Raw genomic sequence first — 13,828 nt, forward strand, 5'->3', positions numbered from 1 at the left:
TGGGTATGCCCCGAAAGATCATCCTCGACTGCGACCCCGGTCACGACGACGCCATCGCGATCCTGCTCGCCCACGGCAGCCCCGAGATCGAGCTGCTCGCCGTCACGACCGTGGTGGGCAATCAGACCCTCGAGAAGGTCACCCGCAACGCCTTGTCGGTCGCCCGCGTCGCCGGCATCACGGGGGTGCCGTTCGCCGCCGGGTGCTCACGCCCGCTGGTGCGCAGCGTAGAGGTGGCCCCCGACATCCACGGGGAGTCGGGCCTCGACGGCCCCGAGCTGCCCGAGCCCGTGCTCGAGCTCGATCCGCGGCACGCGGTCGACCTCATCATCGAGACGGTCATGGCACATGAACCGGGAACCGTCACCCTGGTGCCCACCGGGGGCCTCACGAACATCGCACTCGCCGCCCGCAAGGAGCCGCGCATCGTGCCGCGTGTGAAAGAGGTCGTGCTCATGGGCGGCGGCTACCACGTCGGCAACTGGAGCGCGACGAGCGAGTTCAACATCATCATCGACCCCGAGGCCGCGCACATCGTGTTCAACGAGTCGTGGCCGCTCACCATGGTGGGGCTCGACCTCACGCATCAGGCGCTGGCGACCCCGGAGGTGGTGGAGCGCATCCGTGCCGTCGGTACCGGCCCGTCGCAGTTCGTGGTCGAGCTGCTCGACTTCTTCGCGCACAGCTACCAGGAGGCGCAGGGCTTCGTGCATCCGCCGGTGCACGACCCGTGCGCGGTGGCCCAGGTCATCGACCCTTCGGTCATGACCGTGCGCGCCGTTCCGCTCGACGTCGAACTCGCGGGCACGCTGACCCTCGGCATGACCGTCGCCGACTTCCGCAACCCGGCCCCCGCCGACTGCACCACCAAGGTCGCGATCGACCTCGACCACGAACGGTTCTGGTCCCTCATCGTCGACGCCCTCGAACGCATCGGCGAGCCCGCGGCCGCCTGAGCCGGCACGGCGGCGGACGCCCCGCCAGGTGCTGCGACGCTCGCTCCCTCGCGGGTTCAGGGCGCCACCGTCGAGGCGCTCAGTCGCCCTTCACGTCGTGGAGGTGGTGCACAGGGTCGTGGATGACGTATCGCGCGAGCGTGTCGACGGTGAACGCGGATCCGTCGCTGCGGAACCCGCGACGCTCCCACGCATCCGCGGGCACGCTCTCGAGCAGGGCGGCGAGCGCCTCCCCCTCGTCGAGCAGCTGCCGCCCGACGACGGCAGGGTCTTGCTCGGCGTAGCGATCCTCGACCGCCGTCGCATCCTGATCCCAGTCCGCGAACTCCGGGTCCATCTCCGCGAGCATCAGCCCGAATCGCTTCTGCGACACCCGGAACACATCCCGCACGTGCGCACCGTACTCGAGCGCCGACCACGTCGCGTCATCGGGCCGCTCCCGCACGCTCGCGCGCTCGAGCACCGCCGGCCACGCCGCAGCGTTCTCGCGAATGAGCCCCGCCACAGCGGAGGCCTCCGTCGCCGACGAGTCGAACCCGCACTCCGGGCACTCCCGCTCCAGCACCCACGTCCAGTTCTTGGTATCAGGAACAATCGCCATCCCCCCACGCTAGAACCCCCACCCCTCCCCCTCCACCCCACTCCCGCCACCCACCCCTCACTTCCTGCCACCCTCCCCTCCTCCACTTTCTTGCGGACAAAGTCCGACCGAATGTCACTTCCGACGGACTTTGTCCGCAAGAACCTGACCACGCCACATTCGACCTTGTGGATAACTCACTTCCGGGTGCTTGCGAGGCGCAGGATCGTCCCATGACACCGTCGCTTGGCGCCCAGCAGTTCCCCGACCGTCCATTCACCGTCGCCGAGGCACGGGAGCACGGTGTCAGCCGCAAGCGCTTAGGGGCGCGGGATCTCACGGCTCCGTTCTGGGGCGTGCGCATGAAGAACGACGGGGAGTCGGCGACCAGCGACGATCCATCGACCACACCCGGGCGATGCCGAGCCTTCTCCTTGCGGATGCCCGACCACGCAGTCTTCAGTCACATCACAGCCGCCGAACTGCACGGACTTCCGTTGCCTCGCGCGCTCCGCAACCTCTCCTCCCTCGACGTGACTGTGCCGGAGGGTGAGCGTCCGATCGATGCGAAAGACATTCGCGGTCACTGCCACCGGCTCGACCCGATCGACATCGAGGAACTCGGCGGGCTTCGCCTCACGACGGTGGCCCGCACCTGGTGCGATCTCGCCTCCGTGCTCGATCAGGTAGAGCTGGTCGCGGTCGGCGACCGCATCATCTTTCACGACAAGCCGTACGCCACCCGCGACGAGCTCGCTCGCGCCGTGGATGCGCATGGCCGCCGCTGGGGCGCCCGTCCGCTTCGCGCGGTTCTTCCGCGCCTGAGCGATCGCGCCGAGTCACCCCGAGAGTCGCGTCTGCGGATGATGATCGTCGACGCGGGTCTCCCAGCGCCGTACGTGAATCCGGAGATCCCCTGCACCTGCGGCTCGATCCATCGCATCGATCTCGCCTATGCAGCCCTGCGCATCGGCATCGAGTACGACGGCGATCACCACCGCACCGACCGTCATCAATGGCGCAAGGACGTCACGCGCATCCGTCATCTGGAGGCCCTGGGATGGTCGATGGTGCGCGTCACTGCAGGTGACCTCGAGTCACCGGCCTCGCTCTTCCGCACTCTCCGCGACAAGATCGACGAACGCATCCGATCTCTGACCCGCTGAGCGACGTTCTTGCGGACAAAGTCCGATGGAAAGCACTTTCGGACGGACTATGTCCGCAAGAAAGTGGGGGGCGCCCCGCGGGTTACTCGATGCGCTCGGCGACGAGGGGGGCTTCGCCCGCGTAGTCGGTGGGGGCGCCGATGGCGTAGGCGCCCTCGAGGGAGTCGAGGGCGCGGGCGAAGCGGGAGGCGTCGTCGGCGGAGAGGGTGAAGAGGGGCTGCCCCTCGACGACGTGGTCGCCGGGCTTGGCGTGCAGGTCGATGCCGGCGGCGTGCTGCACGGGGTCTTGGGCGCGAGCGCGGCCGGCCCCGAGGCGCCAGGCGGCGATGCCGAAGGCGAGCGCGTCTTGGCGCAGCAGCACGCCCGAGCGCGGCGCGAGCACCGTCTCGGTCTCGCGCGCCACCGGCAGCGGTGCGGTGGGGTCGCCGCCCTGCGCGCGGATGACGCGGTTCCACGAGTCCATGGCCCGCCCGTCGCGCAGCGCCTCGGCGACGTCGGCGTCGGGCTGCCCCGCGAGCCGCAGCATCTCGGTGGCGAGCGCGACCGTCAGTTCGACCACGTCGGCGGGGCCGCCGCCCTGCAGCACCTCGACCGACTCGCGCACCTCGTTGGCGTTGCCGATCGCGAGCCCGAGCGGCGTGTTCATGTTCGTCAGCAGCGCCGTGGTGCGCACGCCGGCGTCGTTGCCGAGGTCGACCATGGTGCGGGCGAGCTCGCGCGAGAGGTCGATGTCCTGCATGAACGCGCCGGAGCCGAACTTCACGTCGAGCACGAGCGAGTCGGTGCCCTCGGCGATCTTCTTCGACATGATCGACGAGGCGATGAGCGGGATGGCCTCGACCGTGCCGGTGATGTCGCGCAGCGCGTAGAGCTTCTTGTCGGCGGGGGCGAGCCCGGAACCGGCGGCGCAGATGACGCCGTTCACCGAGGCGAGCTGGGCGAAGATCTCCTCGTTGCTGAGCGACGCCCGCCACCCCGGAATCGACTCGAGCTTATCGAGCGTGCCCCCCGTGTGCCCGAGCCCGCGGCCCGAGAGCTGGGGCACCGCCACGCCGAAGGCGGCGACCAGAGGCATCAGCGGCAGGGTGATCTTGTCGCCCACACCGCCGGTCGAGTGCTTGTCGACGGTCGGCTTGCCGAGGCCGGAGAAGTCCATCCGCTCCCCCGATGCGATCATCGCGAGCGTGAGGTCACGGATCTCGTCGCGCGACATGCCGTTCAGCACGATCGCCATCGCGAGCGCCGCCATCTGCTCGTCGGCGACGTAGCCGCGCGTGTAGGCGTCGATCAGCCAGTCGATCTCGGCGGTGCTGAGCGTGCCGTGGTCGCGCTTGGTGCGGATGAGGTCGACGACGTCGAACTTCTCGGTGGCCATGATGCGGTGGTTCCTTACTTCTCAGCGACGACGGTGCCGGATGCGGCAGCGACGATGGTGACGGATGCGCGGCGGCGACAGCCAGGAGCCCCTACGAGCCCCCGCCCTCCCGGTACTCCACGAGCGTGCGCGGCCCGAACGCATCGGGAATGACCTCGTCGATCGTCTTGATCCCCGACACCGTCTCCAGCAGCATCCCCTCGGCGGAGTGCTCGAACAGCAGCTGCCGACACCGCCCGCACGGCATGAGCGCCCCGCCGTTGCCGTCGACGCAGGTGAAGGCGACGAGCTTGCCGCCGCCCGTCATCATGAGCGTCGACACCAGGGTGCACTCGGCACACAGGGTCAGCCCGTACGACGCGTTCTCGACGTTGCACCCGGAGATCACGCGCCCGTCGTCGACGATCGCGGCAACCCCCACGGGGAAGTTCGAGTACGGCACGTACGCCTTCGTCATCGCGTCGAGCGCGACCGCGCGCAACGCGTCCCAGTCGACGGCTCCGGATGCGGACGCAGCCTCCATAGAAGAACTCACCACGGCCTCCTAAGACCCGACGTACGGTCGACCGGCCGCAGCCGGCCCGCGCACGCGACCGACGAGCCCCGCCACGGCGAAGATCGTCACCACGTACGGCAGCATGAGCATGAACTCCGACGGCACCGGCGAGCCGATGATGCCGAGCACGTTCTGCAGGTTCGACGCGAAGCCGAACAGCAACGCGGCGAGGGTGGCGCGGATGGGATCCCACCGCCCGAAGATCACCGCCGCGAGCGCGATGTAACCGGCACCCGCCGTCATCTCCTTGTTGAACGCACCCACCGAGCCGAGCGTGAAGTACGCCCCGCCGAGGCCGGCGATGGCGCCTGCGAGCGCCACGTTCCAGAACCGGGTGGCGTTCACCTTGATGCCCACGGTGTCGGCGGCTTGCGGATGCTCGCCCACGGCCCGCACCCGCAGACCCCACTTGGTCTTGAACAGCCCGTAGAACACCACGGCCACCGCGATGTACATGAGGTACACGACGATCGTCTGCCGGAACAGGGTGGGCCCGATGATCGGGATCTCCGACAGCAGCGGGATGGGGATGCGGTCGAACCGGGTGGGCGAGTTGAGCACCTCGGGGTCGGCCGTCAGCACCTTCGAGTAGAGGAAGGAGGTGAGGCCGGTGACGAGCACGTTGAGCACAACGCCGACGATCACCTGGTCGACCAGGTACTTGATCGAGAACGCGGCGAGCACGTACGACACGAGCGTTCCCGCGACCACGGCGCCGATGAGCCCCACGAACGGGTTGCCCGTCACCGAGGCGATGACCGCCGAGGCGAAGGCGCCGGCGAGCAGCTGACCCTCGATGGCGACGTTCACCACGCCGACGCGCTCGGAGATGACGCCGCCCATGGCACCGAAGATGAGCGGCACCGAGAGCGACACCGTTCCGATGAGGAGACCGGGAACCGGGATGGTCTGCCCCGCCGACGCCCAGGTGAGGAAGGCGACGAGGAACAGCACCGCGAACACCGCGATGAGCCACAGCCGCACCTTGCGCCCGCTCCACACGAGCCACGCCGAGAGCGCCGCGAGCAGCACGAGCACGATCGAGATGACGATGCCGGTGGCCCGGGTGGGCAGCACGACCTCGGGGAGCTGGATGAGGTCGGAGTCGGTCGACAGCCGGAACGTCGACTCGCCGTCGCGCCCGAAGGCGATGAACAGGATGATGGCGCCGATCGCGAAGATGCCGAAGGCGATGGGAGCCTTCCAGCTCTTCACGGTGACGGTCGCGAGCGCCTCGCCGGTCGCATCCGGGTGGTTGTGCTCGGTGGGGGGAAGCCCGCCGGTGGGCGCGAGGTTGCTCGATGCCACGTTGCCGATGCCGGAGTCGCTCATTTCGCCACCGCCTCACGGTTCGCAGCCACGACAGGCATTTTGGGGGCCTTCGGCTTCTTCGGCTTCGACGGGTCGGGCAACCGGAACACGGTGCGGATGAGCGGCGGAGCCGCGATGAACAGCACGATGAGCGACTGCACCACGAGCACGATGTCGATCGGGATGCCCTGCGAGGCCTGCATGGCGAAGCCTCCGGCCTTGAACGCACCGAACAGGATGCCGGCGATGAAGATGCCCCACGGCTTCGAGCGCCCGAGGAGCGCCACCGTGATGGCGTCGAAGCCGATGCCGGCGTCGATGCCCGAGCTGAAGCCCGTCGTGACGGTGCCGAGCACCTGCGAGACGCCGGCGAGACCGACCAACGCACCCGAGATGACCATCGCGTACACGTACATGTTCTTCACGTTGATGCCGGCGACGCGAGCAGCGTTCGGGTTGATGCCGACGGCGCGGAACTTGAAGCCGAGCGAGGAGCGGTTGAGCAGCCACCAGACGAACACCGTGGCAAGGATCACAAGGATGAAGCCGAAGTGCAGGTTGAACTGCGGCCCGAGCAGGTCGGGGAAGACCGCCGTCGAATCGATGGGCGGCGACTTCGGGTTGTTCGACCCCGGCGCCTGCAGCACGGGGGTGCGCAGGAGGAACGACACCAGGTAGAACGCGACGTAGTTGAGCATGATCGTGACGATCACCTCGTGCGCTCCCGTTCGTGCCTTGAGGAAGCCTGCGATGCCGCCCCAGATTCCACCTCCGACGAGGCCGGCGATGACGGCGAGAACCATGTGCAGGCCCCACGGCAGGTGCAGGGTGAAGCCCACCCATCCCGCGCAGGCGGCGGCGATGAGCATCTGACCGCGACCACCGATGTTGAACATGCCGACCCGGAACGCGAGCCCGACACCGAGGCCGGCCGCGATGAGCGGCGTGGCGAAGGTGAGCGTCTCGGTGATCGGCTTGATCTGCTGCACGAAGTCGGGCCGGTTCGGGTTGATCACGGCACCCTGGAAGAGGGCGACGTAGGCGCCGGAGACGGCCTTCCAGATCTCGGCGAAGGTGTCGCCGGGGCGTGCGAAGAAGTACGCCGAGGCCTTCTGCACGTTCTCGTCGGTGAGCGCGATGAGGATGCCGCCCGCCACCATGGCGAGCACCACGGCGAGGATCGAGATCATCACCGAGCCGCCGATGATCTCGTTGAAGGTCTGGCGCCAGCGCGACGGCGGCTCGACCCCCGGCTGCGCGGAGGGCTGCACCGCGCCCGGGTTCGAGGCGGGCGTGGTGGTGGTGTCGCTCACGCGGCCGTTCCTTCCAGGTCGATGCCGGCGGGCACTTCGCCCGCCATCATGAGGCCGAGCACGTCGCGCGGGGTGTCGCCCGGCACGATGCCGACGATGGTGCCCCGGTACATCACCGCGATGCGGTCGGCGAGCGCGACGACCTCGTCGAGCTCGGTCGAGACCACGATCACGGGAACGCCCTCGTCGCGGGTGGCGACGATGCGCTTGTGCACGAACTCGATGGAGCCCACGTCGATGCCGCGGGTGGGCTGGGCTGCCATGAACAGTCGCAGCTCGCGGGAGAGCTCGCGGGCGAGCACGACCTTCTGCTGGTTTCCGCCGGAGAGGCGGCCCACGGGCGTCTCGATGCCCTGCGAGCGCACGTCGAACTCCTTCGACTTCTCCTCGGCGAAGCCGCGCAGGAACGACAGCTGCAGGCCGCCGCCCTTCACGAACGGTGCCCCGTCGGAGCGGTCGAGCATGAGGTTCTCGGCGATGGTGAACTCGCCGACCAGCCCGTCTTCCTTGCGGTCTTCGGGAACGAAGCCGACGCCGGCGTCGAGCACCTTCCGCACCGAGAGGCCGCGCAGCGACTTGCCGTCGAGCGTGATCTCGCCCGTCACGCGCGGCTGCAGGCCCATGAGCGCCTCGGTGAGCTCGGTCTGCCCGTTGCCCTGCACTCCCGCTATGGCGACGATCTCGCCGGCCTTCACGTCGAACGACACGTCGTTCACGACGAGCTGACCGCGCGGGTCGATGACCGAGAGGTTCGACACGACGAGGGCGGGGGCACCCGGATGCGCGGGCTCCTTGTGCACGGTGAGCTCCACCGCGCGGCCCACCATGAGCGAGGCGAGCTCGGCATTGGTCGCGGTCGGCGACGCCTCGCCGACCACCTTGCCGAGCCGGATGACGGTGATGCGGTCGGCGACCTCGCGGACCTCGCGCAGCTTGTGGGTGATGAACACGATCGAGGTGCCCGACTCCTTGAGCTGACGCATGATCTGCATCAGTTCGTCGGTCTCCTGCGGGGTGAGCACCGCGGTGGGCTCGTCGAACACGAGCACGCGTGCGTCGCGCGAGAGGGCCTTGATGATCTCGACCCGCTGCTGCACGCCGACGGGCAGATCGTCGACCAGCGCATCCGGATCGACGTCGAAACCGAATCTGTCGCTGATCTCGCGCACCCGCTTGCGGGCCGCCGCGAGGTCGAGCCGGCCGGCGAAGCCGGTCTGCTCGTGGCCGAGCATCACGTTCTCGGCGACCGTGAACACCGGGATGAGCATGAAGTGCTGGTGCACCATGCCGATGCCGGCGGCCATGGCGTCGCCGGGGCCGGAGAAGTGCTGGACCACGTCGTCGAGCACGATCTCGCCCTCGTCGGCCTGGTACAGGCCGTAGAGCACGTTCATGAGGGTGGACTTGCCTGCGCCGTTCTCGCCGAGCAGGCAGTGGATCTCACCGGGCTCGACGGTGAGGTCGATGTGATCGTTGGCGGTGAGGGCACCGAATCGCTTCGTGATGCCCCTGAGTTCGAGCTTCATAGCCTTCAATCTACCTATTCCACGAGGGAGTCCATTAAGTGAAAGAGGCCGGAGGAACCAGCTGCGCTGGTCCCCCCGACCGTGAGCGTTCCGTGGAACGCAGGGTGTTACGGGGTCGAGGGCGACTCGACCTTGATGGTGCCGTCGATGATGCCGGCCTTGATGGTGTCGAGCTCACCCTGCAGGTCGGGCGAGACCTTGCTCTCGAAGTCGTGGAACGGAGCGATGCCGACGCCGTCGTTCTCGAGGGTGCCCACGAACGGGGTGGCGTCGAAGTTGCCCGCGGCGGCCGAGTCGACCACGTCGACCACGCCGGCCTTGACGCCCTTCATCACCGAGGTGAGGAAGAGGTCTTTCAGGTCGGTGGCGGTCTCGTAGTTGTCGGAGTCGACACCGATCAGCGCGATCTCCTTGCCGGAGTCGCGGATGGCCTCACCGGCGGAGAGGAAGATCGGTCCACCGACGGGGAGGATGACGTCGGCGCCCTGGTCGATCAGACCCTGCGCGGCGGTCTTGGCCTCGACACCGGCGGCGAAGCCACCCGTGAAGACACCGGTCTGGCCCGCGACGTCCCAGCCGATGGCCTTGACGGAGGTGCCCTTCTGCTGGTTGTAGTAGTTCACGCCGTCGACGAAGCCGTCCATGAAGATGGTGACCGACGGGATCTGCATGCCGCCGAAGGTGCCGACGGTGCCGCTCTTGGAGTAGCTCGCCGCGGTGTAGCCCGCGAGGAACGCGGCCTGGGCGGTGTCGAACACGATGGGCTTGACGTTGTCGGCCTCGATCGACGAGTCGTCGATGATGGAGAACTCGACGTCGGGGTTCGCCTCGGCGGCGGCCTTGGTGGCGTCGGCGAGGAGGAAGCCGACGGAGATGATGAGGTTGCAGTTGCCGGCGACCAGCTGGTCGATGTTCGGGCCGAAGTCGGTGTCGGCCGAGCTCTCGACGGTCACCGGGTCGACGCCGAGGGCGTCAGCGGCCTCGACGAGGCCCTCGTAACCGGCCTGGTTGAACGACTTGTCGTCGAAACCGCCCGAGTCGGAGACCATGCAGGGGATGAAGTCGCTGGATGCCTCGCCCGAGCTGGTGGATGCGGTGTCCGACGGAGCGGATGCGCAACCGGCCAGAAGAGCGGCCACCCCGAGGGTGGCGAAGCCGGCGAGACCCGCGCGGCGCAGTGTGATGCTCAAGTTGTCCTCCAAGATGCCGCCCTGCAAGGTTCGCAGGGGCTGTGTGCGAGCAACGTTACTAAATATGACGCCCCAGGACAGGGGACATCCGTCTTCGGGTCGCAAGCGTTACAAAGCCGCGACCACGCCGTAATCTCCACGAAATGTCCACCGGCCGGCGATGAAACAGCAGGTCAGGGGGCTGACGGCGACTCCACGACGATCTCGCCCGACTCGATCTTCGCGGTGAGGGCGTCGAGCTCGGCGGAGAGCTCGGCGCTCACCGAGGAGGCGAGGTCGTGGAAGGGTGCGAGCGCCACTCCCCCGTTCTCGAGCGTGCCCACGAACGGGTCGGAGCTGAAGCTGCCGTCGATGTCGTCGCCGACGATCTCGACGACTGCGTCGCCGGTGTTCTTCATCACGCTGGTCAGCACGATCGGTCGGTACTGGGCGGGGAGCGTCTCGTAGCCGTCGTTGTCGACCCAGATGAGCGACACGTTCCCGGCCTCGAGGGCCGCGGCCGCCGCCCCCTCGCCGACCTGACCCGCGACGGGGAGGATGACGTCGGCACCCTGGTCGATGAAGCCCTGGGTCACGGTCTTGCCCTTGTTGATGTCTTCGAAGTCGCCCGTGAACACGCCGTCTTGCGCGGCCTTGTCCCACCCCAGGGCGCGCACCGAGGTGCCGTGCGCGGCGTTGTAGGCGGCGACACCGTCGACGAAGCCGTCCATGAACAGGGTGACGGGAGGCTGGTTGCCGCCGCCGAAGGTGGCGACCGTTCCCGTCTTCGAGGTGCCCGCCGCGAGGTAGCCGGCGAGGTACGACGCCTGCGCGGTGTCGAACAGGATCGGCTTGACGTTCGGCGCGGTCACCGTCTCGTCGACGATGGCGAAGTGCACGTCGGGGTGCGACGCCGCCTCCTCGGTGGTGGCGTCGGCGAGCTCGTAGCCGACCGTGAGCACGAAGCCGCAGCCGCTGTCGACGGCCTGGGTGACGTTCGGCGCGAGGTCGGTCTCCGCGGTCGAGACGAGCACCTGCGCGTCGATGCCGAACTCGTCTTGAGCGCGCTCGAGACCCTCCCAGCTCGACTGGTTGAACGAGCGGTCTTCGAGGCCGCCGGAGTTCGTCACCATCCGGGCGCAGTAGTCGCTCGCCGCGCCGGTCGGCTCCCCGGTGTTCGTGGGGGCGTCGGCACAGCCCGCGAGGGCGAGGGCCACGGTACCGGCGACAAGGCCGCCGAGCAGTCGGGTTCGTCGAGGCGAGAGCGTCATGCGACGAGTCTAGGGCGACTCTAGAGAACGTCTCCCGAACCGCCGGCCCGCAGGGCGTCGACCACCGACTTCACCCGCTGGGCGTGCTCGCTCGTGGTCACCAGCAGCGCATCCGGGGTGTCGACCACCACGATGTCGCTCACGCCGATGAGGCTGATGACGCGCTTCGACTGCGACACCACGATGCCCGAGGAGGAGTCGGCGAGCACGCGCGCGTTCTTGCCGAGGATGGCGAGGTCGGTTCCGCGACCGGCGGAGTGCAGTTTCGCGATGGAGGCGAAGTCGCCCACGTCGTCCCAGTCGAAGTCGCCCGGGATGACCGCGAGGGCTCCGGCCGCGGCGGCGGGCTCGGCGACGGAGTAGTCGATGGCGATCTTCTTGAGGTTCGGCCACACCTGGTCGACCACCTCGCCGCGGCGCGGGGTGTCCCACGCCTCGGCGAGCTCGAGCACGCCGGCGAGCAGCTCGGGCTCGCTCGCCCCGAGGTGCTCGAGCAGCTTGTCGGCGCGGGTGATGAACATCCCCGCGTTCCAGAGGTAGTTGCCCGCGGCGAGGTAGCTGCGGGCGGTGTCGAGGTCGGGCTTCTCGACGAAGTTCGTCACCTGGAGGGCGGCAGGAGCGCCGTCGATCTCGAGCGGCTGGGCGCAGCGGATGTAGCCGAAGCCGACCGCCGCATCCGTCGGGGTGATGCCGATGGTGGCGATGTAGCCGGCGTCGGCGACCTCGACCGCCTGGGCGACGGCGGCACGGAAGCGCTCAGGGTTCGTGATGACGTGGTCGGCGGCGAAGGAGCCGATGATGACGCCGGGCTCGCGGCGCTCGAGGATGGCGGCGGCGAGCGCGATGGCGGCGGTGGAGTCGCGGGGCTCGCTCTCGAGCACCACGTTGTGGTCGGCCAGGGTGGGGAGCTGCTCCTCGACGGCCGCCCGGTGGGCACGGCCGGTGACCACCATGATGCGCTGCTCGCCCGAGAGGGGCGCGAGGCGCTCCCAGGTGTCGCGCAGCAGACTCTGCCCCGAGCCGCTCAGGTCGTGCAGGAACTTCGGCGCGTCGGCGCGGGAGAGCGGCCACAGCCGCGACCCGATGCCACCGGCGGGGATGACGCTGTAGAACCGCTGGAGAGCTGAGTGGGTAGTGGTCATGGGGCACAGCCTACCGAGCGCCATCCGACGCTCACCCGCACGCCACCTGAGTGACACCGGGTGGACACGTGCCCTTCCTACCGTCGGAACGTGGCCGGATGAGGCCGCACGGCGACTGCGGAGGCACGTCATGCGCGTAGCGATCATCAGCGAGAGTTTTCTTCCCACCGTCAACGGAGTCACGAACAGCGTCTGCAAGGTGCTCGACCACCTCGCCGACCACGGCCACCAGGCGATCGTCATCGCCCCGCAGGCCGGTTCGCCCTCCCACTACCGCGGCTTCCCGGTGCACCAGGTGCCGGCCGTCGCCTACCGGCAGTTCCCGGTCGGCATCCCGAACGCCCAGGTGGCGCGCATCATCGCCCGCTTCGAGCCCGACCTGCTGCACGCGGCATCCCCCTTCCTCCTCGGAGCCCAAGGCATCGCGGCGGCGAACCGGCTGGGGGTGCCCTCGGTCGCGATCTTCCAGACGGATGTCGCGGGGTACGCCAGGCGCAACCGGCTCGGTGCGACGGCGAAGCTCGCCTGGCGCGTGGTGAAGTGGGTGCACGACGGCGCCGACCTCACCCTCGCCCCGTCGCAGGCCTCGCTCGCCGACCTGCGGAGTGCGGGGGTCGAGCGCCTCGGACTGTGGGGCCGCGGCGTCGACCTCCAGCGCTATCACCCGAACAACCGCCTGCGCCCCGGCGCCTCGGCCCTGCACGACCTGCTCGCAGGGCCCGCGCGCGACGACGTCGTGGTCGGGTACGTGGGGCGCGTCGCGCCCGAGAAGGGGCTCGAGCGGCTCGCCGCGCTGCGTGGGGTGCCCGGCATCCACCTCGCCGTGGTGGGCGACGGCCCCTCCGACGAGCACGTGCGCCGCATCACCCGCGGCATGCCCGCCACCTTCCTCGGCCGGCTCTCGGGCGAGCAGCTCGCCGACGCCTACGCGAGCTTCGACGTCTTCGTGCACACGGGCACCGAGGAGACCTTCGGCCAGACCCTGCAGGAGGCGCACGCCTCGGGCCTGCCCGTCGTGGCACCGGCGGCCGGCGGGCCGATCGACCTCGTCGACCACGGCGTGAACGGCTTCCTCTTCGACCCCGCCGACGTCTCCGACTTCCGCCGCCACGTCGCGACCCTCGCCGCCGACCCCGCACTCCGGATGCGCATGGGCGAGGCGGGCAGGCGCGCCGTGCTGGGCAGGTCGTGGCAGACGATCTGCGACGAGCTGCTCGGCCACTACCGTGCCGTGATGGCCCGTCGCGGTGCGCGGAAGCGCACTCCGGTCGGCTCACACGCATGAATACAACCGGGAATGCAGGAGGCGTCCCGGCTTGAGATGGCGCGCATCCGCGTCAGAACGGGCCTGTATACAGATTAGGGCGACCTTAGAAGCCAATCGGGCACTCTGGGCGTAGACTGACGGAGGTCGTAGATCGAGTTCGCACCATTCGCAGTGTGGGCGGTCACGAACTCATTGA

12 protein-coding genes are annotated in these 13,828 nt (G+C 68.9%); 3 read left to right on the forward strand and 9 right to left on the reverse strand.

Translation table 11 applies throughout. The annotated features are described in order from the left end of the window. The first annotated feature begins 5 nt into the window (after window positions 1-5). Complete coding sequence (gene uriH / locus HL652_RS13155; RefSeq protein WP_171705742.1) at window positions 6-956, forward strand: uridine-preferring nucleoside hydrolase UriH; 951 nt, start codon at window positions 6-8, stop codon at window positions 954-956. Between the two features lie 79 nt (window positions 957-1,035). Here uriH and HL652_RS13160 read toward each other — a convergent pair whose 3' ends face one another. Then, entirely contained in the window at window positions 1,036-1,557 is a 522-nt protein-coding gene (locus HL652_RS13160; protein WP_171705743.1) for a DinB family protein, read from the reverse strand. Between the two features lie 167 nt (window positions 1,558-1,724). Here HL652_RS13160 and HL652_RS13165 point away from each other — a divergent pair, with 167 nt between their 5' ends. Further along, entirely contained in the window at window positions 1,725-2,702 is a 978-nt protein-coding gene (locus HL652_RS13165; RefSeq protein ID WP_171705744.1) for a hypothetical protein, read from the forward strand. 82 nt (window positions 2,703-2,784) lie between these two features. On the opposite strand, the gene HL652_RS13170 is transcribed toward HL652_RS13165, so the two are convergent. The 8 genes from HL652_RS13170 to HL652_RS13205 all read right to left on the reverse strand — a co-directional run bounded on the left by HL652_RS13170 (window position 2,785) and on the right by HL652_RS13205 (window position 12,365). Beyond that, complete coding sequence (locus HL652_RS13170; RefSeq protein WP_171705745.1) at window positions 2,785-4,077, reverse strand: thymidine phosphorylase; 1,293 nt, start codon at window positions 4,075-4,077, stop codon at window positions 2,785-2,787. A 91-nt stretch (window positions 4,078-4,168) separates the two neighbouring features. Beyond that, entirely contained in the window at window positions 4,169-4,600 is a 432-nt protein-coding gene (locus tag HL652_RS13175; protein ID WP_171707339.1) for a cytidine deaminase, read from the reverse strand. 21 nt (window positions 4,601-4,621) lie between these two features. After that, window positions 4,622-5,965: an ABC transporter permease gene (locus HL652_RS13180; protein ID WP_171705746.1), complete on the reverse strand. Its 1,344-nt coding sequence runs from the start codon at window positions 5,963-5,965 to the stop codon at window positions 4,622-4,624. Further along, complete coding sequence (locus HL652_RS13185) at window positions 5,962-7,215, reverse strand: ABC transporter permease (RefSeq protein WP_253743884.1); 1,254 nt, start codon at window positions 7,213-7,215, stop codon at window positions 5,962-5,964. Before HL652_RS13185 ends, HL652_RS13180 begins: the two co-directional genes overlap by 4 nt. Window positions 7,216-7,253: 38 nt before the next feature. Further along, window positions 7,254-8,783: an ABC transporter ATP-binding protein gene (locus tag HL652_RS13190; RefSeq protein ID WP_171705747.1), complete on the reverse strand. Its 1,530-nt coding sequence runs from the start codon at window positions 8,781-8,783 to the stop codon at window positions 7,254-7,256. Between the two features lie 107 nt (window positions 8,784-8,890). After that, complete coding sequence (locus HL652_RS13195) at window positions 8,891-9,973, reverse strand: BMP family lipoprotein (RefSeq protein ID WP_171705748.1); 1,083 nt, start codon at window positions 9,971-9,973, stop codon at window positions 8,891-8,893. Between the two features lie 173 nt (window positions 9,974-10,146). Beyond that, on the reverse strand, window positions 10,147-11,223 hold the full coding sequence (locus tag HL652_RS13200) for a BMP family lipoprotein (protein ID WP_171705749.1): 1,077 nt from the start codon (window positions 11,221-11,223) through the stop codon (window positions 10,147-10,149). Window positions 11,224-11,243: 20 nt separating this feature from the next. Further along, a complete protein-coding gene (locus HL652_RS13205) occupies window positions 11,244-12,365 on the reverse strand; it encodes a mannose-1-phosphate guanylyltransferase (protein WP_171705750.1) in 1,122 nt (373 codons plus the stop codon). 130 nt (window positions 12,366-12,495) lie between these two features. On the opposite strand from HL652_RS13205, the gene HL652_RS13210 reads away from it, so the two are divergent. After that, window positions 12,496-13,650, forward strand: a complete 1,155-nt coding sequence (locus HL652_RS13210; protein ID WP_171705751.1) for a glycosyltransferase family 4 protein — start codon at window positions 12,496-12,498, stop codon at window positions 13,648-13,650. The last annotated feature ends 178 nt before the right edge of the window (window positions 13,651-13,828 follow it).

The sequence above is a fragment of the Herbiconiux sp. SALV-R1 genome (assembly GCF_013113715.1).
Classification (GTDB): domain Bacteria; phylum Actinomycetota; class Actinomycetes; order Actinomycetales; family Microbacteriaceae; genus Herbiconiux.

Bases quoted from the DNA above. Each gene is read 5' to 3' on its own strand.
- HL652_RS13200 (WP_171705749.1), bottom strand. From the start codon at position 11,223: ATGACGCTCTCGCCTCGACGAACCCGACTGCTCGGCGGCCTTGTCGCC.
- uriH (WP_171705742.1), top strand. From the start codon at position 6: ATGCCCCGAAAGATCATCCTCGACTGCGACCCCGGTCACGACGACGCC.
- HL652_RS13205 (WP_171705750.1), bottom strand. From the start codon at position 12,365: ATGACCACTACCCACTCAGCTCTCCAGCGGTTCTACAGCGTCATCCCC.
- HL652_RS13180 (WP_171705746.1), bottom strand. From the start codon at position 5,965: ATGAGCGACTCCGGCATCGGCAACGTGGCATCGAGCAACCTCGCGCCC.
- HL652_RS13175 (WP_171707339.1), bottom strand. From the start codon at position 4,600: ATGGAGGCTGCGTCCGCATCCGGAGCCGTCGACTGGGACGCGTTGCGC.
- HL652_RS13210 (WP_171705751.1), top strand. From the start codon at position 12,496: ATGCGCGTAGCGATCATCAGCGAGAGTTTTCTTCCCACCGTCAACGGA.
- HL652_RS13170 (WP_171705745.1), bottom strand. From the start codon at position 4,077: ATGGCCACCGAGAAGTTCGACGTCGTCGACCTCATCCGCACCAAGCGC.
- HL652_RS13190 (WP_171705747.1), bottom strand. From the start codon at position 8,783: ATGAAGCTCGAACTCAGGGGCATCACGAAGCGATTCGGTGCCCTCACC.
- HL652_RS13160 (WP_171705743.1), bottom strand. From the start codon at position 1,557: ATGGCGATTGTTCCTGATACCAAGAACTGGACGTGGGTGCTGGAGCGG.